This window comes from Methanococcoides methylutens (genome assembly GCF_000765475.1).
Taxonomy (GTDB): Archaea; Halobacteriota; Methanosarcinia; order Methanosarcinales; family Methanosarcinaceae; genus Methanococcoides; species Methanococcoides methylutens.
The window spans coordinates 178,278-203,145 of sequence record NZ_JRHO01000014.1 but is presented as its reverse complement, the minus strand read 5'-3'; the positions used below and the strand labels follow the sequence as shown (position 1 = coordinate 203,145).

Annotated in this window: 23 protein-coding genes; 7 read left to right on the top strand and 16 right to left on the bottom strand. The window is 44.0% G+C overall.

Going from position 1 to position 24,868, the window contains the following annotated elements; all coding sequences use genetic code 11:
- Positions 1–268: 268 nt before the first annotated feature.
- From gatD to LI82_RS08135, 7 genes are all read right to left on the bottom strand, one after another.
- A complete protein-coding gene (gatD, locus tag LI82_RS08165) occupies positions 269–1,519 on the bottom strand; it encodes a Glu-tRNA(Gln) amidotransferase subunit GatD (RefSeq protein WP_048196142.1) in 1,251 nt (416 codons plus the stop codon).
- A gap of 56 nt (positions 1,520–1,575) precedes the next feature.
- Positions 1,576–3,051 carry an argininosuccinate lyase gene (gene argH / locus LI82_RS08160; protein ID WP_048194911.1) on the bottom strand — a complete coding sequence of 492 codons (1,476 nt, stop codon included), beginning with the start codon at positions 3,049–3,051 and terminating at the stop codon, positions 1,576–1,578.
- A 182-nt stretch (positions 3,052–3,233) separates the two neighbouring features.
- The gene (locus LI82_RS08155) at positions 3,234–5,150 is read right to left on the bottom strand and encodes a PAS domain S-box protein (RefSeq protein WP_048194909.1); all 1,917 of its coding nucleotides are present in this window, start codon (positions 5,148–5,150) and stop codon (positions 3,234–3,236) included.
- 148 nt (positions 5,151–5,298) lie between these two features.
- Positions 5,299–7,488, bottom strand: coding sequence for an ATP-binding protein (locus LI82_RS08150; protein ID WP_167879772.1), 2,190 nt, complete (start codon positions 7,486–7,488; stop codon positions 5,299–5,301).
- A 345-nt stretch (positions 7,489–7,833) separates the two neighbouring features.
- Positions 7,834–8,661, bottom strand: coding sequence for a metal ABC transporter permease (locus LI82_RS08145; protein WP_048194907.1), 828 nt, complete (start codon positions 8,659–8,661; stop codon positions 7,834–7,836).
- 11 nt (positions 8,662–8,672) lie between these two features.
- On the bottom strand, positions 8,673–9,422 hold the full coding sequence (locus tag LI82_RS08140) for a metal ABC transporter ATP-binding protein (RefSeq protein ID WP_048194905.1): 750 nt from the start codon (positions 9,420–9,422) through the stop codon (positions 8,673–8,675).
- Positions 9,423–9,430: 8 nt separating this feature from the next.
- Positions 9,431–10,369 carry a metal ABC transporter solute-binding protein, Zn/Mn family gene (locus LI82_RS08135; RefSeq protein WP_048194903.1) on the bottom strand — a complete coding sequence of 313 codons (939 nt, stop codon included), beginning with the start codon at positions 10,367–10,369 and terminating at the stop codon, positions 9,431–9,433.
- Between the two features lie 360 nt (positions 10,370–10,729).
- On the opposite strand from LI82_RS08135, the gene budA reads away from it, so the two are divergent.
- Both budA and LI82_RS08125 read left to right on the top strand, forming a co-directional pair.
- A complete protein-coding gene (gene budA / locus LI82_RS08130; RefSeq protein ID WP_048194901.1) occupies positions 10,730–11,578 on the top strand; it encodes an acetolactate decarboxylase in 849 nt (282 codons plus the stop codon).
- A gap of 104 nt (positions 11,579–11,682) precedes the next feature.
- Positions 11,683–12,840 (top strand): LL-diaminopimelate aminotransferase, encoded by a 1,158-nt coding sequence (locus tag LI82_RS08125; RefSeq protein ID WP_048194899.1) that lies wholly within the window; start codon positions 11,683–11,685, stop codon positions 12,838–12,840.
- A 198-nt stretch (positions 12,841–13,038) separates the two neighbouring features.
- Here LI82_RS08125 and aroC read toward each other — a convergent pair whose 3' ends face one another.
- Both aroC and LI82_RS08115 read right to left on the bottom strand, forming a co-directional pair.
- Positions 13,039–14,136, bottom strand: coding sequence for a chorismate synthase (gene aroC / locus LI82_RS08120; RefSeq protein WP_048196139.1), 1,098 nt, complete (start codon positions 14,134–14,136; stop codon positions 13,039–13,041).
- A 26-nt stretch (positions 14,137–14,162) separates the two neighbouring features.
- Positions 14,163–15,032 carry a cation diffusion facilitator family transporter gene (locus tag LI82_RS08115; protein WP_048194896.1) on the bottom strand — a complete coding sequence of 290 codons (870 nt, stop codon included), beginning with the start codon at positions 15,030–15,032 and terminating at the stop codon, positions 14,163–14,165.
- A gap of 178 nt (positions 15,033–15,210) precedes the next feature.
- On the opposite strand from LI82_RS08115, the gene LI82_RS08110 reads away from it, so the two are divergent.
- Complete coding sequence (locus LI82_RS08110; RefSeq protein WP_081955791.1) at positions 15,211–15,987, top strand: ATP-binding protein; 777 nt, start codon at positions 15,211–15,213, stop codon at positions 15,985–15,987.
- Complete coding sequence (locus tag LI82_RS08105; RefSeq protein ID WP_048194894.1) at positions 15,974–16,336, top strand: cupin domain-containing protein; 363 nt, start codon at positions 15,974–15,976, stop codon at positions 16,334–16,336. Before LI82_RS08110 ends, LI82_RS08105 begins: the two co-directional genes overlap by 14 nt.
- A 59-nt stretch (positions 16,337–16,395) precedes the next feature.
- Here LI82_RS08105 and LI82_RS08100 read toward each other — a convergent pair whose 3' ends face one another.
- Complete coding sequence (locus LI82_RS08100; RefSeq protein WP_052402836.1) at positions 16,396–16,956, bottom strand: YbhB/YbcL family Raf kinase inhibitor-like protein; 561 nt, start codon at positions 16,954–16,956, stop codon at positions 16,396–16,398.
- 112 nt (positions 16,957–17,068) lie between these two features.
- On the opposite strand from LI82_RS08100, the gene LI82_RS08095 reads away from it, so the two are divergent.
- Entirely contained in the window at positions 17,069–17,743 is a 675-nt protein-coding gene (locus tag LI82_RS08095) for a 4Fe-4S binding protein (protein WP_052402834.1), read from the top strand.
- A 54-nt stretch (positions 17,744–17,797) separates the two neighbouring features.
- Here the strand turns inward: LI82_RS08095 and LI82_RS08090 are convergent, their stop codons facing one another.
- Both LI82_RS08090 and LI82_RS08085 read right to left on the bottom strand, forming a co-directional pair.
- The gene (locus tag LI82_RS08090) at positions 17,798–18,169 is read right to left on the bottom strand and encodes a class II SORL domain-containing protein (RefSeq protein WP_330217387.1); all 372 of its coding nucleotides are present in this window, start codon (positions 18,167–18,169) and stop codon (positions 17,798–17,800) included.
- Between the two features lie 617 nt (positions 18,170–18,786).
- The gene (locus LI82_RS08085; protein WP_048194891.1) at positions 18,787–19,062 is read right to left on the bottom strand and encodes a metal-sulfur cluster assembly factor; all 276 of its coding nucleotides are present in this window, start codon (positions 19,060–19,062) and stop codon (positions 18,787–18,789) included.
- A gap of 115 nt (positions 19,063–19,177) precedes the next feature.
- Here LI82_RS08085 and LI82_RS13120 point away from each other — a divergent pair, with 115 nt between their 5' ends.
- A complete protein-coding gene (locus LI82_RS13120) occupies positions 19,178–19,519 on the top strand; it encodes a PRC-barrel domain-containing protein (RefSeq protein ID WP_048194890.1) in 342 nt (113 codons plus the stop codon).
- Positions 19,520–19,712: 193 nt separating this feature from the next.
- On the opposite strand, the gene LI82_RS08075 is transcribed toward LI82_RS13120, so the two are convergent.
- A complete protein-coding gene (locus LI82_RS08075; RefSeq protein WP_048194889.1) occupies positions 19,713–21,110 on the bottom strand; it encodes a tripartite tricarboxylate transporter permease in 1,398 nt (465 codons plus the stop codon).
- 260 nt (positions 21,111–21,370) lie between these two features.
- On the opposite strand from LI82_RS08075, the gene LI82_RS08070 reads away from it, so the two are divergent.
- Positions 21,371–21,880, top strand: coding sequence for a DUF6141 family protein (locus tag LI82_RS08070; RefSeq protein WP_048194887.1), 510 nt, complete (start codon positions 21,371–21,373; stop codon positions 21,878–21,880).
- Positions 21,881–21,927: 47 nt separating this feature from the next.
- On the opposite strand, the gene LI82_RS12505 is transcribed toward LI82_RS08070, so the two are convergent.
- The 3 genes from LI82_RS12505 to pyrF all read right to left on the bottom strand — a co-directional run bounded on the left by LI82_RS12505 (position 21,928) and on the right by pyrF (position 24,827).
- Positions 21,928–22,791 carry an HD domain-containing protein gene (locus LI82_RS12505; protein ID WP_052402829.1) on the bottom strand — a complete coding sequence of 288 codons (864 nt, stop codon included), beginning with the start codon at positions 22,789–22,791 and terminating at the stop codon, positions 21,928–21,930.
- Between the two features lie 120 nt (positions 22,792–22,911).
- Positions 22,912–23,949, bottom strand: coding sequence for an adenosylcobinamide amidohydrolase (locus tag LI82_RS08060; protein ID WP_236622716.1), 1,038 nt, complete (start codon positions 23,947–23,949; stop codon positions 22,912–22,914).
- A 230-nt stretch (positions 23,950–24,179) separates the two neighbouring features.
- Positions 24,180–24,827: an orotidine-5'-phosphate decarboxylase gene (gene pyrF / locus LI82_RS08055; protein ID WP_048194883.1), complete on the bottom strand. Its 648-nt coding sequence runs from the start codon at positions 24,825–24,827 to the stop codon at positions 24,180–24,182.
- Between the last annotated feature and the right edge of the window lie 41 nt (positions 24,828–24,868).

Here is a 24,868-nt window from a genome sequence, read left to right as displayed (position 1 = left end):
GAAATTACACATGTACACATATTGAGGAATCAAAAATGTTTAAGATAATTAATAACGAAAATGCAGCATCTTTCCCCATCGCTGAAATTACGATGCTTGCGCTTGGTATAATTATTGCTGGTGTTCTTGCAGCATATGCGCTTGGTATGTGAGCGTTCTATACAGCACTACAGTTGCGTATCCTAAAATTAAGAAAAGGATGGTGCATTACTGCACCAAATATACTATTTTAAATAATTACGTTTAAAAAGCAGTTGAAATAATTCCCTCACTTCAACGTGCACTCCGTAATCTCGTTCTCAACACTCGTGGCCATAACAGAATCGATCTCTTTCAGATCTCCGCCCTGTCCAAGTGCCCACATAAGCTTCACCAGAGCGACCTCTGGTAGCATATCTTCGCCTTCGATTGCACCGGCTTTCAGGATATCCCTGCCGGTATCGTAGACGCGGTCACAGACACGTCCGTTGAGGCACTGTGATGTCATGACTACTGGAATGCCTGCTTCTGTGGCGCGTCTGATGTTCGGGATCCAGTCGGTGGAAACATGTCCCAGCCCGGTTCCTTCTATGACGAGACCTTTGTAGCCGGAGTTAATGTAGTATGAGAGAATGTCTGAGTCGGCACCGGGTACGAACTTCACCAGGGCGCATTTTGGTTCAAGGGTGGCTTTAACTTCCAGCTCATGGGTGCCGCGCTTGGTGTATGGCAGGATAGTCTCGATTCTTTTTGTGGAGTAATCCACGTAGCCGATAGGGTCGGAGTTTATGGACTGGAATGCATCCCTTCTGGATGTGTGCATCTTCCTGACCTTTGTGCCGTAGTGGATGGCACAGTGTTCATCGCAGGCAGTGTCGTGCATGACCACGCATACTTCGGCAATGTCACTGACTGCGACCTTTGTGGCACAGATGGCATTCATTGCATTATCACTGCTGGGTCTGTCAGCACTGCGCTGGGAGCCCACAAATACTATTGGTACCGGGGTCTTGAGCATGAATGACAGGGCTGCTGCGGAGTACATCATGGTGTCTGTTCCGTGGGCAACGATGATACCGTCAGCGCCGTTCTCGATCTCTTCGGCGACAGCCTGGGCGAGTTCGGTCCAGTATTCGGTCTTCATGTTCTCGGACAGGATGTTGTAGACAACCCTTCCGCTGATGTTTGCGATCTCTGTGATCTCCGGGATGGCATCCACGATATCGTCAGCAGAGAACTGTGCGGTGACAGCGCCTGTGCGGTAGTCCACTTTACTGGCGATCGTTCCGCCGGTGGAGAGGATGGTGACCTTTGGGAGCTTCTTTGATGGCTTTGCTTTTGCAGCTTTCTCTTTCTTCACTGCTTTATTCGGGTCAGCTTTCTCAAGCAGCGTTATCGTTGCGCCTTCAGGGTCAATGCCTGCATTGTAGCCACTGACCATCTTGATCACAACATGGTCTGTAGTGGTTGGCATAACGATACCCTCGTAAACATTTCCGTCCTTCTCTATCCTTATCCTGTCGCCAAGTTCAAAATCCATCATCATCCCTCATAATCCGTCATCAATATGATCGTTCGTAATTTTCAGCTAATTCCTCAGTCACTCATACAGTCATCTACGACGCTGAAAAGTGCTTCCATAGCGCTGTCAACATTAGCTTTCAGTTTGTTGAGTCTGTTCTCATCCTCTGTTGATCTTGTCCTGCAATTACTGATCAACTGCTGCATGGCGGCCGGTGATGGTCCACCGGTCACAGTTCGCTTCCTTACGTTCATTGTCGGGTCGAGTGCTTCGTTCACCATCTGCTCGGTAAGTCCTCTTCCGCTTAAGCTTTCTCCAATGACATTGTGGGCAACCGCATCGATCTCGCCGAGTGTCGGTTCACCATTTCCGCGTGCAAGCACTCCAACGATCTGATGTGCGGTCCTGAACGGTATGTCACAGATACGCACCATGGTATCTGCAAGCTCGGTTGCAGTTGTAAAACCTGCTGTTGCCAGGCCTGCCATGTTCTCCTTGTTGATCTTCATGGTTGCTATCATTCCGGCCATGACCCTGACGGATGTTTTTGTTGTCTTCAGGGAGCGCCAGATGTTCGGTGTTGCTTCCTGCAGGTCGCGGTTATAGCTTAACGGCAATGCTTTGCAGATTGATATCAATGACATGAGTGAACCGATGGCAACACCGCTCTTTCCTCTCAGCAGTTCGGCAGTGTCTGGGTTCTTTTTCTGCGGCATGATGGATGAAGTGGATGCATACCTGTCATCCAGTTCAATGAATGAAAATTCGGATGTAGACCAGATCACAAGTTCCTCGGCTATTTTGCTCAGGTTAATCATGAGATTTGCAAAAACTGCTGCTGTCTCTATCAGGAAATCGCGTGAGCTGACAGCATCCATGGAGTTCTCAACAATTCCGTCAAAACCGAGGAGTGTTCTTGTCCTTTCCCTGTCCAGATCAAAGCCTGTGGATGCAAAAGCTGCAGCACCAAGCGGGCTCATGTTCACACGTGAGTAGCAGTCCCTTGTACGCTCGAAATCACGACCTACAGCATTTGCATGCGCTGTCAGGTGGTGTGCCAGGGTGGTTGGCTGTGCGTGCTGCAGGTGGGTGAAACCCGGCATAAGGGTATCAACATTTTCTGAAGCTACATCTATTAGCGTGTTGCGAAGGTTGATCAGATCTTCCATGATCAACAGCATTTCATCCCTGAGTGTGAGCCTGATGCAGGTAGCTACCTCGTCGTTACGTGACCTTCCTGAGTGCATACGTCCGCCGACATCTTCTCCTGCCATGTCAATAAGCCTTGATTCAAGCGAGATGTGAATATCCTCATAAGTATGGTCGAGCTTCTCGATGCCTTCCTCTCTTATTTTCAGGAGTCCTTCCAGTATCTTCTGGCAGTCCTCTGCTTTTATCACATTTCTCTCTTTGAGCATGACCGTGTGTGCAAGGTCTACAAGGACATCAGAATTAAATATCCATTTGTCAGCGCTCATTGATGAGGTGTACTCTATGATCTCTTCATCAGGGACGGACGCCAGTCGTCCTCTTCTTAAAATATCGCTCATTAAATACCTCGGGATGATCTATTATCTATATATTTGTCAGGTTATGTAGCGTGGTATGCCACAAAGACTTAAAAACGAATCGGTTTCCCTTGTAGATTCTGACATTATTTATGAGGGTGCGGCTCAAATGATGCCAAATCTTGAGGAAATATAATTGAAAAGACGACTTCTGATCTGGAAAATTAGGGGTTTGGTGGTTCTGCTTTATTAGGCAGTTGGATATGTATCTCCGTTCCCTTGTTCTCCCCTTCGCTCTCTGCCCAGATCTTACCATCGTGAGCTGTTACGATCTCTTTGCAGATGTACAGTCCCAGACCGGTACCTCCGTATTTGCGTTTCCTTGTAGCATCGATCTGGTAGAAACGCCTGAAGAGCATTGGGATAAGGTCTGGTGGGATGCCTATGCCTGTGTCCTTCAGGACGATGTGCAGGTATTCCTCTTCCTCTTCTACAGTAAAGGTAAGTGTTCCTCCTTCAGGTGTGAACTTGATGGCATTGTCAACGATATTGGTGAATGTATCTGTGAGCTTGTCCTTATCTCCATTTATCAGGGGTAGTTTGTCCGGGATATTTCTCTCCACTTTTAGTCCTTTTTGCTCGATCTGTATTTTTAGATCCTGAAGTGTCATTTCAATGATTTCGGCAATCGACGTCGGTTCGAAAATGTACTTCACGGTACCTGAGTGTACTCTGCTTATGTACAGTAGTGAATCTACCAGTCTCTTCAGTCTTTCAGCATTTCGAAGTACGGTGGTCTCCACTTCTTTCTGCTTATCTGTCAATGGTCCCAGAGATTCCTCGGAGATAAGTTCGGTGTAACCTTTGATCGAAGTAAGGGGTGTCTTAAGCTCATGACTTACGTTGGACAGGAACTCATCCTTCATTTTGTCCAGGGATTTGAGTTCCTCATTGGCAGCTGCAAGGTCTTCTGCATATTTTATCATTGCTTCTTCTGCTTCTACACGGGCAGTGATATCTTCGACGATACCGACGCCACCAAGCAGTTTTCCATCATCTGAGATGTTCGGGCTATAATCTGCTTTTATTGGTGTGGTCTTTCCGCTTAACGGGTTCCTGTACTTTCCCTCATAATGCCCGGAGCTTCTAGAGAAGATCGACTTGACAGCTTCTTTCATCTCCTCGTCATCGATATCACTTATCATGTTCATGCCAATGATCTTGTCTTTTGGCACACCCATGATCTTTGCAATATTGTCATTACAATGGGTTATGTTCGCATCTTCATCGAAATTAAATATTCCAAGCGGTGAGTTCTCGAAAATGAACCTGTACTTTTTCTCACTTTTAAGAAGAGCTTCCTCGGCGAGCTTACGCTCGGTGATGTCGATCATGATGCCCTGATAATAGGATGGCTTATTTTCCTCATCAAACACAAGCAGTGACCTTTCAGCTACCCATCTTACTTCGCCGGATTTGGTTAGTATTCTGTATTCCTTTGAAAAGAACTGCTTTCCTTCAATTTCAAGCTGTGTTACGTTATTACGTACAAAATCAAGATCATCTGGATGTATTATGTCTCCGTATATCAGCTTGCCGGATGTAAAGTCCTCGGGGCTGTATCCAAATTGGGATATGTTGTCTGAAACGAATTCGACCGGCCAGTCCTTTTCTGCTGTCCAGAGGAAGGCAACTACCGGACTGTTCTTATAAATATCTTCAAGTTTCTTTTTTGAGCTTAGCATATCCTTGAAGGTCTTTTCGCGGATCTTTTGCTCTGAAAAGCTTTCTACAGTACATATTATTCCGGAATACTTCCCCTCTCCGTTTACCATTGGAAAAATGTGCCCGCTCTGGATACTAAGCTTCCCTTCAGGTGTCAGAAATTGTAATGAGTGATAGCGTGAAGGTTTCAGCGTATCTTTTACACGAAGCGCCAATTCCCTGAAGTGTCCTTCATCTCCTACACTGAGGTGTGCCAGTTCCATGAAGTAGTTTAGATCTGCTCCAATGATCTTATCGCGTGGAAGGCCGGTTATTTCTTCCATTCCTTCATTGAAATAGATGAATTTGTTGTTGATGTCAACAGCCCATATTCCCTTATACATGTTGTTGAGCAGTTTGTCTGGCAAACCTTTCATAACATCTCCCCGCATATTGTCAATTATCTGTTGAAGCTAATGCTAGTGGGTACAGGACATCGATCTTCGTAGAAAGAATGATCAAATTATGTGGAGATCCGCTTGAATAGCTACAACTTATCCCATAATTAAGTTGATCTTGCTCGAATTAATAAGTTTTGGCAGTTTTATTTCCATATTCTTCGTGCTCATCGTCGTATCGATTTAACTTCACAAAGAATACGGAACCTTTTCCTGAAGGGTTATCTCTCACACCAACATCTCCTTCATGAAGTTCAATGGTCCTTTTGACGATGGCAAGCCCAAGTCCTGATCCCCTTACTCCTGTTTTATTCACTCTCTTAAAGCGATCAAAGACAGTTGTTTTATGCTCATCCTTAATTCCCTCGCCAAAATCAGTGATCGTAACTTCTGTGAGATCATCGCTTTCTTTGATCTCTACGATAACTTCGGTTTTCTCAGGACTGTACTTGATCGCATTTGAGATCAGGTTGGTGAACACAGTTTCAATAATTGGGTTGGCCAGTACATGATGTGGTTCCTTTTCATTGAACTTGATAACTATTTCCTTGTTGCCGGCCTGTGTTGTCAGTATGTCAATTGAATGCTCGATGATGCTGGTAATATCCTGTACCTTGAGTTCAAGCTCATCGGAGCTTTCCACCTTGGCAAACTCTGCTGCAGATTGTATCATTTCAATGAGATTATTATTGCTATCCAAAATTCTCCCAAGCAATCGTTTTGTCTGATCGTCCTCCTCGGTCATAAGAAGAAGCTCACTGAATCCTTTTATGACACTTGCAGGGTTTAACAGATCGTGGCGCATAATGTCGGTGAACATGTCTTTAAGCTCATTGGACTGTTCCAGTTTCCGTGCATACTCCTTAAGTTCCTGTTCAGCTATCTGGCGATCGATGCTTGCCTGCTGTAGTGCCAGGCGTGTTTGGTCAATACCTTCTGTAAGTACTTTCAGGTCACCATGTCCATGGAAATGTACTCTTCGTGAAAAGTCTTCTTTTTCCATCGCTACAAGGACTTCATTGGATTCGGTTATGATAACATCCAACAGTTTGGCAAAATAATTGATCGATTGCGCAAGTTGCTTGAATTCTCCTTCGGTATCACCTTCGAAACGGGCATCCAAATGACCTTTTGATAGTTCGACTGCAACCCTCGTAGTTTCATGTATGGGCACCACAACTCCGTCGAGGATGTTGTTGAGACCGTCAGGTATCTTCTTGAAATCCTCGTCAATATCTGTATTGGCCCTGATGTTCAATTCTCCATCAGCGATAGAGTCAGCCATTTCCTTGAAATCGTTTACAATATCGTCTATAGATCCGGTTACAGTTCGTGAAGTAAGGTATGCTGCAATACTTGTAAAGAAAATTGAAAGGATGCCGATCGCGATCAGTTTATCTCTTAATGCAAAAGTGCCTTCAAGCATTTCCTCTTTTGGAATTATGAGGAAGAATCCGTAGTTCTTTGATTCGATAGGTTCGTAGAATACGATGACCTCTTTCCCTGTGACCGGGTCGATCGTATCAACATAACCACTTTTCTTATACTTTATATCGTCTGCTGCTTTAGAGAAGCCCTCGTTCTCATAATCATAGATCGTCTTATTTCCTATCCAGTCCTTGTTATAAGGCTGGGAGAGTATAAGTCCTGAACTGCCGGTCATGATGGCATATCCTGTATCGAATGCTGTGACCTGGCTTACAATCTCATCCATATAGTCCAATGAGACATCAACTCCGGCTATCCCTATGAATTCTCCATCTTTTATTATGGGTGAACTATAGCTGATAATGAATACGCCATCGTAGTAGTATGGGTCACTGATAATGTCATCTTTGAAGACCTTTGGATAAATGTAGTAATCATAACTTTCGCAATCTATCAAGTAGTCCTTTTCAATATTTCCGTTGATCTTATTCCAGTATGTTGCGAACCTGCCTTCACTATCGTAACCTTCAATGTTAGTAAATTCATTATCCTTGCCATCAAATGCATTTGGTTCATAGCATACATAAGTTCCCAAAAGGTGTGGATTGTTTTCCAGGATCGAATGTAAAATCCTGTTGATCTCATCCCGGTCAGATGAATTATATTCACCCAATGTAAGACTGATAGAACGAGCAATTGCAAGATCGGACCGCATATCCCCATCGAATTTGTTCGCGTAGCTCTTTGTGATCTCAGTAGCTTGTTTGTGTGTAAGCTCTTCCTGTACTAAGATCTGAGTTGTGATCGTGATAGAAGTTGCCAGTACCATTACAAGAAGAACTCCTGCAACAGCAGCAAGAACAAGTTTAGATCTTAACGGGATCTGCATCCAATTCATGTGACTCCATTCTTAAAAGCGGATAATGCAATATTAACGTTTCTAAACTGTATATTCACTTTCGTATTATTCAGTTACATATTGCCATAGATATTTCAATTTTAACTAATATATATTACCTCTCTTGATATGTATATCATTAAGCAAAAATGCTGGAGAATTAAAAATTAGATGGATCGCAATAAAATTTACGTAACTTGCAAAGTGGTAGTGTAAATGACGTTTTTCAAGTTTTTCTATCTCGTTTGTACAATGTTTGAATACATCTGTTGCAATGTATCTACAGTATTCACAACTTCATCTTTCTGTATTCGATATTCTCGTAATCATTTTATATCAGCTATCAAACCGATTTCCTGAAATGCGTTTCCATTTTTGCAATACTATGTTCAAAAGGTATGCAGTAGCCATTACAATGATTATTGTAGCTCCTGATGCTATATCAAAATAGTATGATAATAATAATCCGGTTATGGTAAATGTAGCACCGAACAGTATTGAGAGGTACATCATGGTCTTCATGTTGCTGGTATACTGGCGACTCAATGCTGCAGGGATCGTAAGAAGGGCTATCACAAGTATAAGTCCGACCACGCGTATCATCACTACGACTGTCAGTGCAATAAGACATAGTAGCAAAAGGTATAATTTTTCCGTAGGAACTCCTGATACTTTGGAGAACTCCTCATCATAGCACAATGCCATGAACTCTTTATAAAGTACATATACAGTACCTATGATCACTGCATCGAGTGCCAGCATCAGGTAGATATCCGAACCTGGCACGGTCAATATATTTCCGAACAGGTATGTCATAAGGTCAGGTGCATAGCCGGGTGTCCATCCGATGAATATGATCCCTATCGCCATTCCAAGAGACCAGAGAATTCCAATGATAGTGTCTTCAGGAACATCCGATCTTTTACTGATGGTTCCCATTGTCAGGGCTGAGAAAAGGCTGAAGGGGAGAACACCGAATATTGGATTGATCCCGAGGAAGTAGCTGATACCAATACCTCCAAAGGAAGCGTGTGCGATACCGCCACTGATGAATACGATCTTCTTTACCACAACATAAACACCGATTATGCCACATGCGATACTTGCCAGCAATCCTGCAAAGATGGCATTTGTCATGAACTCGTATTGTAAAAGCTCTATCATTGAAGTTCCTCTCAATGTTTATGTAATACCCTGTGCGGTACTCCGTGTGCGATAAGTTCCACCGGACATCCATATGATTGTTCAATATCGTCAGGGATCAGCTCTTTTGAGCCGTGGTAGTGTAGTTTCCCGTTAAGGCAGGCAATCTTATCAACAAGTACCGACACTGCGCTCAGGTCGTGGGATACCATGATAATGGTCACTTCTGACTTAAGCTTCTCCAGTAGTTCGTAGAACTCTTTCTGCATGCGGGTATCGATGCCTGTTGCCGGCTCATCCAAAAGAAGGACCTTTGGGTCGCTTACAAGAGAACGTGCGATGAATACTCTCTGGCGCTGACCACCTGAAAGCTCTCCTATCTGTCTGTCGCGAAACTCCAGCATGTCAACAATTTCGAGTGCTTTCTGTGTTGCCTTGAGGTCCTCGTCATTGTAATGCTGGAACAATCTTTTTGTTCCCATGCGTCCCATAAGTACTACTTCCCATACACTTATGGGGAAATCAATGTTAGAGGGCCCATACTGTGGCACATATCCTATCAACTGATGTGCCTTCTTCGGATTTTTTCCGAGAACTTTCACTTCTCCTTTTTGTGGCTTTATCAATCCCAGGATGACCTTTAACAAGGTACTTTTCCCACCGCCGTTAGGTCCTATAATTCCAAGGAAGTCCCCTTCTTCAACGGTCAGGTTCACATCTTCCAGTACGGTGAGCTTGTCATATTTTACCCATACATTCTTAAGACTGATCACTTCTGCCATTTGATCCCTCATTCCTTTGTAATGCCATGCGAAAATGCTTCGGTGATAATGTCAAGATTATCTATGTAATCTTTTGCTAGCGGATCCACAGTTACAACTTCGCCACCAATTTCAGATGCGATTGCCTCAGCGCTCTGTGTGCTGAACTGTGCCTGCACAAATATTACTTTGATATTTTTCTCTTCGGCTTCATCAATAAGCCTTTGCATATCCCGTGGGCTTGGCTCCTTTCCTTCTTCCTCGATAGTTATCATGTCGAGTCCATATTCAGTTGCAAAATAGTTCCAGGAAGGGTGGTATGTCATGAAACTGCCGCCTTCTTCGCCAAGGGTGTCCCTTATTCTGGCATCAGCTTCGTCCAGCTCTTTCAGGTAAGCCTTTTTGTTCTGCAAGTAGAATTCGCTGTTATCAGGATCTATCTCGATAAGGCCAAGGTATGTGTTCTCCACCATTATTTTAGCATTCATCGGAGATGTCCATACGTGAGGGTCAACTCCTCCATGGTCGTGGCCGGCTTCTGCTTCGCCTTCCTCAGCATTTTGTTCTTCTTCATGCTCTTCTTCATGCATTTCAATGATCTGAATCCCTTCTGAGCAATCCACTATCAGCATGTCCTCATTTACCGTTTCTATCTTCTCAAGCCAGACGTTCTCAAAAGGCAATCCTGATCCCACTGTAAAATATGCCCTTGCATCTGCTACATCCCTCAGTTGGCCGGCGGTTGGTTCGTGGGTGGCAGGACTTGCTCCCGGGGGTATCAGGACAACGACATTTACCCTGTCTCCTGCGATTTTATCTACAAATTCCTGCTGCGGCAGTATGCTTACTGCAACAACGATAGCATCGTCCTGGCTGGAGTTCTCTTCTGTCTGGTCGATGCAACCTGATGTGGATATGGCTACCAATAAAGTGAAGATGCCTAATATGAGTTTGATATTTCTGTTCATGCTATCCTCTTGAAGTGGGGGTCGTTTCGTCTTTTTTCTGTGTTATATAGTTTGGTGCTATGCCAAACAAGTAGTTTTAGATCTTTTCAATTTAGTAATGAATGCATATTCTTTATATATATTACGCATTTCCACTGATCAGATTGTATTTGTGATCAAATAAGTTTGCCACACTCCAACTTTTGTCTCTACAATTGTTTTTGATATTGTAAATCCATTTCTTAGGATCAGAAGTTATTTTGTGATGCACTTTCATATGTTTCACGTTCATTATCCAGGCTTCAAGACCAAAACAACTATTACGATTTAATCAATTATTTGTAAACATATTAATTATGTTATATTCAATGAGGTAAAAATATGAAAAAGCCATTTCAATTATTTATTTGTTTATTGCTTGTATCCGGAATGTTAGCTTTATCCGGCTGTGTTGATGATACTCCTGCTACATCGGATACTCCAGATACTTCGAATATTAACCAAAGTGAATTGCAGAATGATATTCTTTATCAGGTATCAACTATTGATGCCTTGCTTGAAGGTTTATATGATGGGCAGTTGAGTATGGGTGAACTGAAAGAACAAGGGGACCTTGGTCTTGGAACATTCGACGCTTTAGATGGAGAGATGATCGTTATTGATGGTGAGGTCTACCAGATGAAGACTGATGGCTATGCCTATTCTGTAGATGATTCCGTCACTACGCCCTTTGCAGCTGTAACTTATTTTGAGACGGATGAGGCCATCGTATTGAATGGTCCCTCGAACTCTTCTGAAGTTGCTTTATTGGTAGGGGAATCACTTCCTTCAAAGAACCTGATGTATGCCATCCGAATTGATGGCACGTTTGAGCATATGAAAGTACGCAGTGTTCCTGCCCAGGAAGAGCCATATCCTCTGCTGGTCGATGTGATCGCTGTAGAACAAGCTGTATTCGAGCTTGAGAATGTTGAGGGTAGCATTGTAGGCTTCTGGCTGCCTTACTATGTTGAAGGCATAAATGTGCCGGGTTACCATTTCCATTTCATTGACACGGACCGGGAAAAAGGTGGGCATGTGCTTGATTATACTATTCTTAATGGCACTGTCTATATCGACCAGACCGCAGGGTTTGAACTGTCACTTCCGGAATCAGCTGAGTTTATGGATGTGGACCTTTTACGCGATAAAGGGGATGAGTTGCACACTGTGGAAAAGGATGATGAATGAAGGTGGCCCTATTTTCCGGTCACCCATGATTTTTAAATAGGTTTGTAGCAATAGAAGCGCTACAATACCTAAGAGATCATTTTAATTTAAACCAAGGTGAACATATGTACGCAGACAGAATCAATGCACTACCTCCTTATTTATTTGCAACTATCGATGAAGCAAAGGCAGCCCAGAAGGCAAAAGGTGTCGATGTTATCGACCTCGGAGTGGGCGACCCTGACCAGCCAACCCCATCCCACATTGTCGATTCAATGTGTGATGCAGTAAAAGATCCTGCAACCCACAGATATCCTTCATACACCGGTATGATGGAGTTCAGGGAAGCAGTAGCAGACTGGTGTAAGGAATCCCGCGGCCTTGAGCTTGATGCTGCAACAGAGACCCTCACACTTATAGGTTCAAAGGAAGGTGTTGCACACATTCCTCTTGCATTCATCAACCCTGGTGATGTGGCACTTGTCCCTGATCCTGCATACCCTGTTTACAAGATCGGAACACAGTTCGCAGGCGGTGAAGCACACATCATGCCTCTCCTTGAGGAGAATGGTTTCCTTCCTGACCTTGAGGCAATTCCTAAGGACAAACTTGCAAGGGCTAAGCTCATGTTCCTGAACTATCCTAACAACCCAACATCTGCAACTGCTGATGTCAAGTTCTTTGAAGAGGTCGTGGAGTTCGCTAAAGAGAACGATGTTGTTGTAGTTCACGACAATGCTTACTCTGAGATGGTCTATGATGACTACAAGGCACCAAGCTTCCTTAGCGTAGATGGTGCAATGGATGTCGGAATGGAACTTTATTCCATGTCCAAGACCTACAACATGACTGGCTGGAGACTTGCATTCGCTGTTGGTAACAAGGACCTCATCACAGGATTCGGAAAGGCTAAGTCCAACATCGATTCCGGTGCATTCGATGCTATTCAGAGGGCAGGTATCACAGCACTCTCAAGCTCACAGCAGTGTGTTGCAGATATGAACACTATGTATGAGGAGAGGCGAGATGTGCTTCTTAAAGGCTTAAGGGGCATTGGTCTTGATGCAAAGGCACCAAAGGCAACATTCTACATGTGGGTACCAGTACCTGATGGTTATGACTCCATCGGATTCTCTAAGCTCTTGCTCGAGGAAGCAGGAATTGTAGCAACACCTGGTGTCGGCTTTGGTGAATACGGAGAAGGCTATGTGAGATTTGCTCTTACGCAGTCCGCTGACCGCCTCGAAGAAGCTGTTGGAAGAATGGAAAAACTGACCATTTAAGGTCAGATCAAAGTTATCTGAAAATTAGTAATGCCGCCGAAGTCGGTGGCATCATTTCTTTTTTTTTAGTTGTTTATAAATTTGGATCAACCGCAGGTTTGGTTGGCGTATTGATCGTTTGATGATCAGTTTATGATTGTTTGATCAATTTAATGTTTGAACACTTGCGTTTTACTTTTTGCTGAAATTCGATCTTGATCACTTCAACATCGAATTCGGATGTATGTGACCACTTCTTATCATGTGGTCAACAATAACCAGTGCCATCATGGCTTCTGCAACAGGTACCATTCTTGGCGGGATTGTCGGATCGTGGCGACCCTGGATGTTGATTTCAGTATCCTTCATCTCTTTCATGTCCACAGTTTGCTGCGGTTGTGAAATGGATGGTGTTGGTTTGACACTGGTGCGACAGACAATTGGCATTCCCGTGGACAATCCACCGAGGATTCCGCCTGCATTGTTGGTCTTGGTCTCTACCATTGCATCTTCCATGACAAAAGGATCATTCATCTGGCTACCTTTCATCTGTGAGGCTTCATAGCCTGCACCTATCTCAACAGCTTTGACCGCACCGATGCTCATCATGGCTTTTGCGATATCGGCATCTAGCTTGTCAAAGACAGGTTCTCCAATGCCTGCGGGAACTCCGGTTGCAATGATCTCTACGACACCTCCGATGCTGTCATGTTCTTCCCTTGCTTCTTCGACCTCTTTTAGCATCTTCGCTGCAGCTTCCATGTCTGCACACCTGACAGGTGTCTTTTCCAGGTCTTCTCTGATAACATCCAGAGGCATTGGTCTTGCACATACTGTGCCAAGTGATATGACGTGGGCAATGATTTCTATCCCGTATTTTGCAAGTATTTGTTTTGCGATAGCACCGGCGGCTACCCTGCCAATGGTCTCACGGGCCGATGAACGTCCGCCACCACGGTAGTCGCGAATGCCGTACTTTTTCATGTATGGGTAATCGGCATGTCCCGGCCTTGCAAGGTCTTTGATATTGTCGTAAGAACTTGATCTTGCATCCTTGTTCCACACCATCATGGAAATTGGTGTGCCGGTAGTCTTGCCTTCGAAAATTCCTGAAAGTATCTCGACGCTGTCTGCTTCGGAGCGCGGGGTGGATACCTGACTCTGTCCGGGGCGTCGCCTGTCCAGTTCTTTCTGGATCATCTGCGGCTCAAGGGGAAGTCCTGCGGGAACTCCGTCTACAACGACTCCCAATGCTTTTCCATGTGATTCTCCCCAGGTTGTGATCCTGAACGAGTGTCCAAAGGTATTTCCAGGCATGTTGATCAATTCCATTTGATGCTATTTTATTTTTTTTCCTTAAATGGGTCGATGTGAACCAATACTTCGGTTACACCTTCCAGTTCTTCTTTAAGATAGTCCATAACCCGATGTGAGATCGCATGAGCTTCGGAAACGGTCATTTCAGGCAATACCATGATGTGAAGGTCGATATGTATGTCGCCTTTACATCCTCTGGTCCTGATCTTGTGGCAATCACGAACTCCGTCTATCTCATAGGCAAGTGAACAGATCACTTCTTCTTCAAGCTGGGCTGCGTCACATAATGTATTGGAACTTGTCATTATTATTTTGATACCGGCCCTGACGATAACGGCTGCTATTATCAGTGATATAAGTGGGTCGATTATTGGATAGCCTGCTTCTATTGCTACAAGTGCTACGAGTACTGATAGTGAAACGAATATGTCACTTCTGGTATGAATGGAATCGGCCAGCAGGATCTCGCTGTTAAGTGATTCGCCTTTTCTCCTTTCATATTCGGTTACCATCAGGTTAACAGCCATTGTGCTTATCATGACAATAAAGCTCAGGCCGGTTACGGTGGGTTGTATGTCTGATGTGAACCTTGATATGGAATTATGGATTATCTCGAACCCGACGAAGATTATCAGCACTGCAATGACGATAGACGCAAGGGTTTCGAACTTCTGGTGTCCGTAAGGATGTGTCCTGTCAGGAGGTTTTGCTGCAACAAAGATAGCAACGATTCCGACGATGTTCGATATCCCGTCAAAAAGGGAATGGTAACCATCGGATTTCATGCTGAGCGTGTCAGTGAATGTGCCATAGATTATCTTTGCAAAAGCTACTATCAGATTCAGGACCAATATAATTACCAGTATCTTCTGTATCTTCTTCGAACGTTCATCCATGGCAATCTTTCCAACAATATCTTTGACGTGACATATATAGTTATGTTGAACTTTCAGACCTGCTTAAATAATTATATCACATATGTAATTTATACGATATACAGACGACAAACAAACAAAAATCAAGATAAAAAGACGATACACATTAACATTATAGAATATCAATGAGGTTTTATTAATGGTAAAAATCGCAGTTACAGGTAAAGGGGGTGTTGGCAAGACCACTCTGTCCGGAACTCTGGCAAGGCTGCTTGCCAGGGACGGTTACGAGGTACTTGCCATTGATGCTGATTCGGATATGAACCTTGCATCTTCACTGGGTATAGCTGAACCACCACGTCCGCTCACGGAGTACAAGGAGATGATCGATGAGCGTGCCGGTGAGGTTGGTGGCATGTTCAAGTACAATCCAAAAGTGGACGATATTGTGGACAAGTTCGGCGTAATCGGTCCCGATGGCGTCAGGATGCTGGTAATGGGTACAGTAGAACGTGGGGGAAGCGGTTGCATGTGTCCTGCATCTGCATTTTTGAGAGCACTGCTTCGCCATGTTGTATTGAAGGACAGCAGTGCACTGATCATGGACATGGAAGCCGGTATAGAGCACCTTGGTCGCGGAACGACACGTGGTATCGATCTCATGATCATCGTGGTGGAGCCCGGTATGCGGTCCATTGAGACTGCCGGAAGGATCAAGGAACTTGCAGGAGGTATCGGTGTGAAGAACCTTGCTGCGGTTGTAAACAAAGGAACCTCTGCTGATGTCAAGCCAAAACTTGCTGAGCTTGGAATTCCTGTCCTTGGCGAGATCCCATTCTCCCCTGACCTCATGAATGCTGATTTTGAAGGCAAGTCCCCAATTGATGCAGGCAGCGAGAGCATTGCTTCCTTTGTGGAAATTAAGGAAAAGATGCTTGAAATGATCGCAAACTTCAGCAAGGATGAAGAGAACTGAGTATTCACAGGTCGACCCATTCACCACAAAGGATGGCTCGACAATACGTGAATTGATGCATCCAAATGTCGGTGGCAGCCAAAAGCAGAGTCTTGCAGAGGCAACCGTTCCTGTGGGATGCAAGACGCTTGAACACCGACACCACGAATCTGAGGAGATCTACCATATAACAATTGGAAGCGGTCTCATGACACTGGGAAATGAGGTGTTTGGAGTGAGCGCCGGTGACACCATTCTGATAGATCCGGGTGTTGCTCATAAGATCGAAAATAACGGGGCTGAGGATATGAAGATCTTGTGTTGCTGCTCCCCGGCTTATTCCCATGAGGATACTGAACTGCTGGAATAAACACGTCTTCGTATTGTTTTTGCTCTTTCTTCTCTTTCTATTCTTTTTCCTCGTTCTCTTTATTCTCTGGAGTAAGTTCCCATTAGCTCAGCTTCTGCAATGATATGGTCCTGCATTGCTTGTTCCAGAATTGGTCTTGTGGAACCTGATTCCAGATCAAGCATGGTGTCAAGTGCATAGATCCTGAAAAAGTACCTGTGTGTTCCTGAAGGCGGGCATGGTCCGGCATATTCCTTGGTCTTAAAGTCGTTAAGTCCCTGTACTCCTGGAATTGTGTCCTCGTTGATGATCGACCCCGGTTCAATGTTCCATATTATCCAGTGAGTGAATGTCCCTCTCGGAGCATCGGGATCATCAACTATCAGCACAAGGCTTTTGGCATCTTCAGGCAGGATGCCGGGAATGAGCTCCGGATTAATATTATCCCCTTCGCAGGTGTAGCGTGAGGGGATCTCTCCGTTGTTCTCAAAGGAGTTGGTAGAGATCGTGAATGTATTCTCCTTGTCGTTCTCAATTATATCCGGGATCAGCTCAGGTTCAGTATCTATGGTTGTACACCCCGATATTGCTATGATCAGTATTATTGCAGCTAATGTAACGATATTCGTAAATGTACGCATTTCAATTACCCCTGTCCTACATTTGCTTGCTTCTTTAATAAACTATATATTTAATAGGCGTTTTTTTCGTAATTGTTCGACACATCCCTAACGATCTCCCGGAGCAATACTATTGAGTCCCATAGGAAACATCATATCAAGGTTGCAGAATTCAGAAAAGGTTGAGAGGGTCAGGCTGAGCCTTCAGCTTATTGGTCTTGCGATCTTCATCTATTTTGGTTCGCAGTCAACATTCTATGTTGTTCTCCTGTCAATTCCTATTGCTCTGCTATTCGGTCCGGTCTATTGTGGCTGGATGTGCCCAAGGGGCATGTTCCAGAACATCATCGGTTCCATGGGGAAAAGGGTCCTTGGTAAAAGATACAACACTTTGGTCCCGAAAAGGTTCCATGGTTCGCTTTTATATTTCCGATATGTAGTATTGCTTTTCCTGGTGACTGCGCTGTTGCTGCATGAATTTCAGTTCATTAATGATTCCATAATGGAATCTGTGGTGGTAGATGGTCTGCTACTGATCATGGCGGTTTCGATACTTCTTTCCTTTTTTGTGGACAGGGCTGCATGCAGGTATTTCTGTAAAGAAGGTGCAGCAGCTTCACTAACAAATCTGGTCAAGATCAGGATGATCAGGCGTGATCACTCGATCTGTAATTCATGCGGGATATGTGACAGGATGTGTCCGATGTGGATCGATGTTTCAAAAAAGGATGTTGTCAGGGATGCTGCTTGCATAAGTTGTATGAAGTGTGTTCAAAAATGTCCTGTGAATGCGCTTAAAGTTGAATAAATTAAATGAAGCTGAAAATTGAAGTAAAAAACGTTGATCAGGCATTAAACCCGATCATACCTCAACACAGTTTTCCCACAGGCCGTGGATGTTACAATACCCAAGAGCACAGAACCCCTTGTATTCACCAATGTTCTCAAGCTTGAACCAGCAGTCAGGTTTTGTGTTTCCCGGGCTGAAGTTGACTCTTCCGAGGTTAACGACTTCGCCGCCATCTTTCTTGCCATAAAGCTCTACCCATGCAATGTGATGTTCAACGGTGTTTGGATGTGCGGTCTCTTTACCTACGATTACTCGAACAAGGTCTGCATCTGTTCCTCCATGACCTTCAAGGATCTCGATCGTAGGTACATGTTTCTCCTTCATTGCGCTTTCTGCTTCAATGTCCTTTCCTTTGACTAATTCTCCAAAATTCAAAAATTTCACTCCTTTCATTATTTATTCTTTAATAGTTATCATTGATCGCGGTATATGCCTTTTATGGTTGAGCACTCCATGAATTTCGAGCATACTGGTAGCATGGTTACGTCTTGATCAGAACGGTCACAAAAAACAGGATACTACCACCGAGCTCTTTAAGAATAGTACACCAGGCGTGGTATATTAAGAGGAATGTTTCTTAAAGAACTCTGCAATATCAATGTATGTATGTTTATTTATATTTTAGCATTTAAAAAAATAACATTTGATATGTTAATGATTGGAATAAGGGCACAAAATTATGAAGAAAAAAGATGTTAAAATGAGTTCTAAAAGGGCAAAAAAGTTAGTTGTGGGGGGTGGGGGTATAGCCCTTAAAGAACTCGCTGAACCGACTAAACATTACAAAAACATATAAACCTTTTCATCCGGGGTAATCGAAGAGGAATATATTAGTGTTTGAAATAAGGGCATATTCCGAATCGCAATATCAATTTCTGGTATCAAGTGCTTACATTAACTTCGACGGCGGAGCAGTTGCTTCAAGAAAATGATACAAGTCGGAAATCACACCATAAAGCAACTAAGTCATATTATTTCACTATTTCATTCTCAGCAGTTCTTCACTTTTTTGATATCCGATCAGGTGTCCATGGAGGTTCCCATACCAACTCGATTTCTGCCTTCTTTATACCGTCAATCGATTCAACCTTCTGTATAACATTATCCAGGATCATTGCACCCATCGGGCAGCCTGGCGTTGTCAGGGTCATTTTGATATGGACTTCCTCGTCTTCAATATCTACACCGTAAACCAGCCCAAGATCCATGATATTGATCGGAATCTCTGGATCAGAGCATTTCTTAAGAACTTCAATTACGTCTTCTTTAGTGACCATGTTCAACCACTCCTTATCTTTTTATATATTGTGGCAACACCTAAATAGTTTTATTTCACATTATTATTCTGGGCATGATAAATGCCCGCAGAATTGTTACGGGGGTAATTCGAGTATGGCAAAACCTAAGATGTTATCTGTAGAGACCATAGCCAGAGATCCTATAAAGGATTCAGAAGGAAAAGAAATTGGGAATTTCGTAGACTTTATGATAGACCTGGAACAAAATAGTATTCCATATGTCATTGTGTCGCTTAAAAGTAGAGATGGATACGTTGGTATTCCCTGGGGACTTTTTAAATTAGGGGAAAAACACAGTTTTATTCTGGATGTTGTTAGCTCCACGCTGGAGAATGCACCGGGTTTTTCAGAGGATAAATGGCCTGATATCTCTACTCGCGAATACGAAGAAAAGATTTACAAGCACTTTGGCTGTCCCTTATGTGTGAGCTGCTAATTCACATCAAATTTGTATTGCAGGGACGTCATGTGACGCTTCCTGAACTTTCCTTTTTATGATCTGAAGTGACAGCCTACTTTATGTCATAAATTTGTCTAGCCTTTATCCGAAAAAACAGTCATTGAAGTTAACTCTGTCACACTGCCAATTGAGAGGTCTACCATTGAACCTCAATAGTTATTTCTGTAGCTCACAAAAAATACAAGATCACAGGCAACAGTATAACTCCCATTGCATGCGACTTCCTTATCTTCATGAATGATGCTGACATGCCAAGGGGGATCGCGATCACAAAGATGAGCAGGCCAAAGAAGCCGGTGAACAGCAGGCTCATCAGTGCGAGGCCCAGAAGGACTGTAATGCAGATCATTGAATAATCGAGCTTTGCGAGCATCCTGTGGATGTTGTTTCCGATGGCTATTGTTGAGATGTATGACAATAGTGCTGTGGTGGCGATGACCAGCAGGAACAGGATGATGTCCTGAGCGGTCAGGCTGGCGGTTTCCAGAAGCTCGTCCATAGCGACCATTGCTCCACTTCTTGTTTTTCCTATCACAGCGAGGGCGAAAAGGCCGAAGATCGCGTTTGCCGTGTTAACGCCGGAAACCGAGACGATGAACTCTTTTGAGCTTTCCATGGTCTCATCCCGGTAGAACTCATCATCGTCATAGCGGTAGTATCCTTCACAGGCATCTTCATCCTCTTTTTTCCTATTCTTGATGTCCTTCTTCCTTTCAAAATCGCTTTTGATGAATAGTCTTGCAAGTACTGCTGCAATGGATGAGGATATTCCCGGTAACCATGCCACTATGGAGCCGGCTGCACTGCCAGTGATAATTCCTCTGATGATCCTTTTAGCAGGTAGCTCGATCCTTGAATATCTCTGGGGTGGGATGTGTGAGCCTGACAACAGGCTTATGAGCAATTGGGATGCACCAAAAAGTCCACTGAGAAGGGGGAGAAGTATTGATGGAGCTCCAAAGTCGATCAGGGGATGCATTGAGGCTTCCATCCGGAATGCGAACAGGCCAAGGAATCCGGTCAGAACGAAGAGGATGAGTGCGTATGCTTTGTACTTGTATTTCACAAAGGAGCCCTGATTAATAATGTATTCACCTTTCTCGCTCAGTATAAGGCTTATAGATATCAGCAGGAGGAGTAATCCAAGGTAGTTCTGTAGTGTCGGGTAGACCTTGCTGAAAGCAAATGCAAGGGGAACTGCAATGATTAATGAAAATGCTACTGAACCTGCGCTTCCCAGCGCTGAGAGGCGTATGGCCTCCGAGCCGAAACCCTCGAGCAGCAACCTGTGTCCGGGAAGTACTGCCAGCGCCATATCGTCATTTGGTGCTCCAAGATAGACAGCGGGGATAATGTCATGGAATGTATGTGACAGGGAGTTTGCCAGGATTGCTGTGGCTATGTAGGTTGGCAGGATGCCGCTGTCCATAAGCATGGGGGAGAGCGCTACCAGCATCAGGGCAAAGTTGTTCGTGTGTATTCCCGGGACAAGTCCTGAGAATATGCCGAGGGTATATCCGATGAGCACCGACAGTAGCAACATCGGGATAGTAATGTCAGAGGGCATTTTAGTTCCTTCTAAGTATCGTTTTTCAGAATATATGCAATTTCTTGCATCCGGCTGGTCGAAGGTTTTTGCTCTTACTCGTTGTGGTACGATATAAAAATTTCTTGTTTTTATTGGGCTTGAAATATTTTAGTTAAGCATTCCTTTAGGGCTATTTGTACCTCCTTCTTTCCGCTCTCCACTTATCATGCCATAAATATTTATGCGATTGACTATATTTAGAAATTATACAACAAATATCGACATGTAAGGGAATTAATATGCTTAACAACAGTCCTACATTCAGGGAAGTGCAGAAGTTCAGGCAATTCTGGATAACCTCACTGGTACTTATCCCCGCAGTTATGACACTCTATGGGGCTTACCAGCAACTGGTGCTTGGACATCCCTTTGGCAGTAATCCTGCATCGGATACCACCATGAGCTTTCTGACTATCATCTTTGGTTTCCTGTTCCCTGTATTCATATTCTCCATGAAGCTGGTGACTGAAGTGCGCGGCGATGGTGTTTATGTTCGTTTCTTCCCATTCCACCTGTCATTCAAAAAATTCGGCTACACGGACATTGCCAGCTATAAAGCAGTGCATTACAGTGCACTCCGGGATTATGGTGGCTGGGGCATACGCTATGGAAAAAATGGTAAAGCCTACAACATAAGCGGTAACGATGGCGTCATGCTCGAGTTCACTAACGGGAAACATTTGCTCATAGGTTCACAAAAGGTCCATGAGTTGCTGATGGCATTGGACCAAAGTGCCAGAACTGCCTGAAACGGCAGCCTGACATTAAAAAAAGTCTATTTTTATAAGGAGGCTGTTCAGAACAGCTCATTTACACAATCTTTGTAATCACGGTATGCACGGGTGTCTGCGATATTCTGCGGACCGGTAGCAAAAACTTCCAACATTGAACGGTAATACCATTCCTGATCGCTCTTTGGTGCATTGAATTTATCCCAGAACTCCTCTCCTTCCTGCTTAATCTCACTGATAAGGTCTCTGATGTTGGCAAGCTTGTCCGCACATGCTAGAAGTCTGATCTCGGAATTTGCTCTACTTATCCTTTTGATGGTATACTCTTTTCTTTCTTTCCAGGTTTGTGCTTTGTCCCCTCCCGCAGCTTCCCTGAGCTCAACAGGTTCGGTAACAGCTTCCACATAATCACCGACTGCCGGTCCATATCTTCTTCTTATAGTTACAATGTTAACGTCTGTATCTTCAACGATGTCATGGAGCAATCCTGCAAAAATAAGTTCCGATGGTGCATTCTCTTTTATCAGTATGGATGCTACGTCCATTGGATGAGTAATATATGGAACTCCTGATTTCCTTGTACTATTTCTATGTTCATAGCTAACGAAAGAGAATATATCCGCAAGTTCTGTAAGGTCTTTCTCTTCCTTTTCTCCGTATTTTTCACGTAGGTCAAGTAACTGTATCCTGTAGTTTGACAGCCTTACATGTTCGTAGACTGTAAGCTCCCCATCGATCTCAGTTAATATCATCCGATAATCATCGCTGTGCCAGATCTTCCTTGAAGGCTCATCAGAAAGGAAATCCAGATAGTTGAACAGTTCGGGGGTTTCGATAGGTTCGGCAGGATGTCCTGTATGGATCAGAAGTCCATTTCCTTTATTCTCAGTGTTGTCACAGTGTTGGATTATAAGCTCTCGTATTTTCATGATAAGGACTCCTTATTTGATGTGTATGTTTTTGTTATACTGGATGTTATTCTATGGATAAAGGTTTCGTATAGATAAAGCCTGAGCTACCAAGACCATACAGATTTTTATAAAAGATGATCAGGAAATGTTATTCTTCACGATCCAGGAGGTGACAACTATCCAGTTATCAAGAATGCTATCGTACTCATTCAAAAGTTCATCTGCAGGGACCTCTAGATCCATGTCCAGTACCTTTGGGAGTTCTCTCATGATCGCAAAAGCAGCCTTTCTGCCTGCATTTTCCGGAATGAGTCCCCATGATATTTCATCGATGATGTGGAGCACGGAAACAGTTGCAGCTACAAGTGCCGGGTTTCGTGATATCTTACGAAGTTGCTCTATGAATCCGGGTTTCTTGTTCTCACCCTCCAGAGTTGATGCCACTTTCCAGTATCTTGCTTCATCGATACCGAAACGGTCAAGTCTTACCAGCATATCACGCTGGGTGATCGGTTTTATGTCCGATTGGATCCCAACAGCTTTTGTTACGGCTTCGAGAACGCATTTTCCGATAAGTTCTCCTAATTTAGAATGCTTTCCGGAATCTGTAAGCTTTAGCTTACTGGTGGTGTCTGCAACAACAGTTATCATATCAGTTCCTGTACCTGTTGCTATCCCGCTTGAATAACGACTGGGTGCCATAAGCTGCTGTAATGCTGCACTCTTTGCTTCGGTTGCGGTCATCAAAGACCTTGCCATTGAATATGCTGGCAGGTCTGCTCCTATTAACAAAATAATGTTTATCGTACCGCCAACTGGTTCGAACCTTTCATCTTCCTGATAATAAGATGAAGGATCTCCAGCACGGCCACCGTTTATTTCAACTCCGCCGGTTATAATTGCTGTGACCTCAAGACCCCTGAATGAATCAGAAACAACAACTGCATTTTCCATTTTCGCGGTTGTAAGCATCCCTGATGCCTTGTTGGGCTCAAGTCCAAGTCTGCCTGCAACTATCCTGAGGTATTCGGGAACACTTCCGCCCTCAAGGTCACTAGCACCATGGCTTCGGTGTGGGATCATGTGATTGAAGACCACCTCCAGCTCCTCACTGTATCCTCCGTTGAGCCACGAAGTTGTGAGTGTCCTTCTTCCTTCTGGAAGTTTTACTACCAAAGAATTATCCTGCAGGTATGCAAGTTCCCCTGCAGAGGTTTCAAAAAGTATTTTGCGTTCCGTCTAACCACTACCCTTTGTGCAACAATTTCAGTAATTGCTTATGTTTGTTATCTATTAATGGCTGGTTCTGAATATATTTACTTATATTTCAGACAGATCTGTTTTGCCTCAGTACTCATAGGGTTCATCATTGCTCAGAAAAGTTAATCATCATAGGCAATAACAGATCAGCATTTCATATCATTGCATATTTTCATGGCAGCATCAGCAGGGGAATCTGAGTTATAGATACTACGTCCTACGATCACCCAGTCAGCACCTGCATTGATAACATCGGCAGCACTGCCACCCTGTGCACCTACGCCAGGTGAGATTATGTGCAGATCATTACCGATGATCTTGCGGATATCCCTGACCCTTTCAGGTCTTGTAGCTGGTGCAACAACACCTGTAGCTCCGGCATCTGCGGCCATCTGGGCAATGGTCTCTGCAACAGGACGGAAGAATTCCACACCGCCGGGGTGGCTCATTTCTGTTACAACGTAGACGTCCCTGCCATATTCCTCTGCGACCTTTACACAGGAGTCCAGGCTGTCACGCCCTGTAAATCCGTGTGTAATGACCGCGTCAGCTCCGGCTTTGAATACCTGTTCGCAGATAAGGCGGTCGGTATTGGGGATGTCAGCAACTTTAAAATCAGCAATAACAGGAGCAAGCTCGGCTAATTCTTTAACGATGCCCAGTCCTTCTCCAAGTACAAGTGGATATCCGACCTTTATGGAATCCACATATTCAGATACTTCATTAGCGATACGCAGGGCATTTTCCCTGTCTGTGACATCGAGGGCAAGGATCAAGCAATTTTTCTTTTCCATAGGGCATCTCCTGTATCCTGGTTTTGGAACAAGTATTAGGT

What these genes read in the sequence shown, in the direction of transcription:
- gatD (WP_048196142.1), bottom strand. Translation starts at nt 1,519, where the DNA reads ATGGATTTTGAACTTGGCGACAGGATAAGGATAGAGAAGGACGGAAAT.
- argH (WP_048194911.1), bottom strand. Translation starts at nt 3,051, where the DNA reads ATGAGCGATATTTTAAGAAGAGGACGACTGGCGTCCGTCCCTGATGAA.
- LI82_RS08155 (WP_048194909.1), bottom strand. Translation starts at nt 5,150, where the DNA reads ATGAAAGGTTTGCCAGACAAACTGCTCAACAACATGTATAAGGGAATA.
- LI82_RS08150 (WP_167879772.1), bottom strand. Translation starts at nt 7,488, where the DNA reads ATGCAGATCCCGTTAAGATCTAAACTTGTTCTTGCTGCTGTTGCAGGA.
- LI82_RS08145 (WP_048194907.1), bottom strand. Translation starts at nt 8,661, where the DNA reads ATGATAGAGCTTTTACAATACGAGTTCATGACAAATGCCATCTTTGCA.
- LI82_RS08140 (WP_048194905.1), bottom strand. Translation starts at nt 9,422, where the DNA reads ATGGCAGAAGTGATCAGTCTTAAGAATGTATGGGTAAAATATGACAAG.
- LI82_RS08135 (WP_048194903.1), bottom strand. Translation starts at nt 10,369, where the DNA reads ATGAACAGAAATATCAAACTCATATTAGGCATCTTCACTTTATTGGTA.
- budA (WP_048194901.1), top strand. Translation starts at nt 10,730, where the DNA reads ATGAAAAAGCCATTTCAATTATTTATTTGTTTATTGCTTGTATCCGGA.
- LI82_RS08125 (WP_048194899.1), top strand. Translation starts at nt 11,683, where the DNA reads ATGTACGCAGACAGAATCAATGCACTACCTCCTTATTTATTTGCAACT.
- aroC (WP_048196139.1), bottom strand. Translation starts at nt 14,136, where the DNA reads ATGCCTGGAAATACCTTTGGACACTCGTTCAGGATCACAACCTGGGGA.
- LI82_RS08115 (WP_048194896.1), bottom strand. Translation starts at nt 15,032, where the DNA reads ATGGATGAACGTTCGAAGAAGATACAGAAGATACTGGTAATTATATTG.
- LI82_RS08110 (WP_081955791.1), top strand. Translation starts at nt 15,211, where the DNA reads ATGGTAAAAATCGCAGTTACAGGTAAAGGGGGTGTTGGCAAGACCACT.
- LI82_RS08105 (WP_048194894.1), top strand. Translation starts at nt 15,974, where the DNA reads ATGAAGAGAACTGAGTATTCACAGGTCGACCCATTCACCACAAAGGAT.
- LI82_RS08100 (WP_052402836.1), bottom strand. Translation starts at nt 16,956, where the DNA reads ATGCGTACATTTACGAATATCGTTACATTAGCTGCAATAATACTGATC.
- LI82_RS08085 (WP_048194891.1), bottom strand. Translation starts at nt 19,062, where the DNA reads ATGGTCACTAAAGAAGACGTAATTGAAGTTCTTAAGAAATGCTCTGAT.
- LI82_RS13120 (WP_048194890.1), top strand. Translation starts at nt 19,178, where the DNA reads ATGGCAAAACCTAAGATGTTATCTGTAGAGACCATAGCCAGAGATCCT.
- LI82_RS08075 (WP_048194889.1), bottom strand. Translation starts at nt 21,110, where the DNA reads ATGCCCTCTGACATTACTATCCCGATGTTGCTACTGTCGGTGCTCATC.
- LI82_RS08070 (WP_048194887.1), top strand. Translation starts at nt 21,371, where the DNA reads ATGCTTAACAACAGTCCTACATTCAGGGAAGTGCAGAAGTTCAGGCAA.
- LI82_RS12505 (WP_052402829.1), bottom strand. Translation starts at nt 22,791, where the DNA reads ATGAAAATACGAGAGCTTATAATCCAACACTGTGACAACACTGAGAAT.
- pyrF (WP_048194883.1), bottom strand. Translation starts at nt 24,827, where the DNA reads ATGGAAAAGAAAAATTGCTTGATCCTTGCCCTCGATGTCACAGACAGG.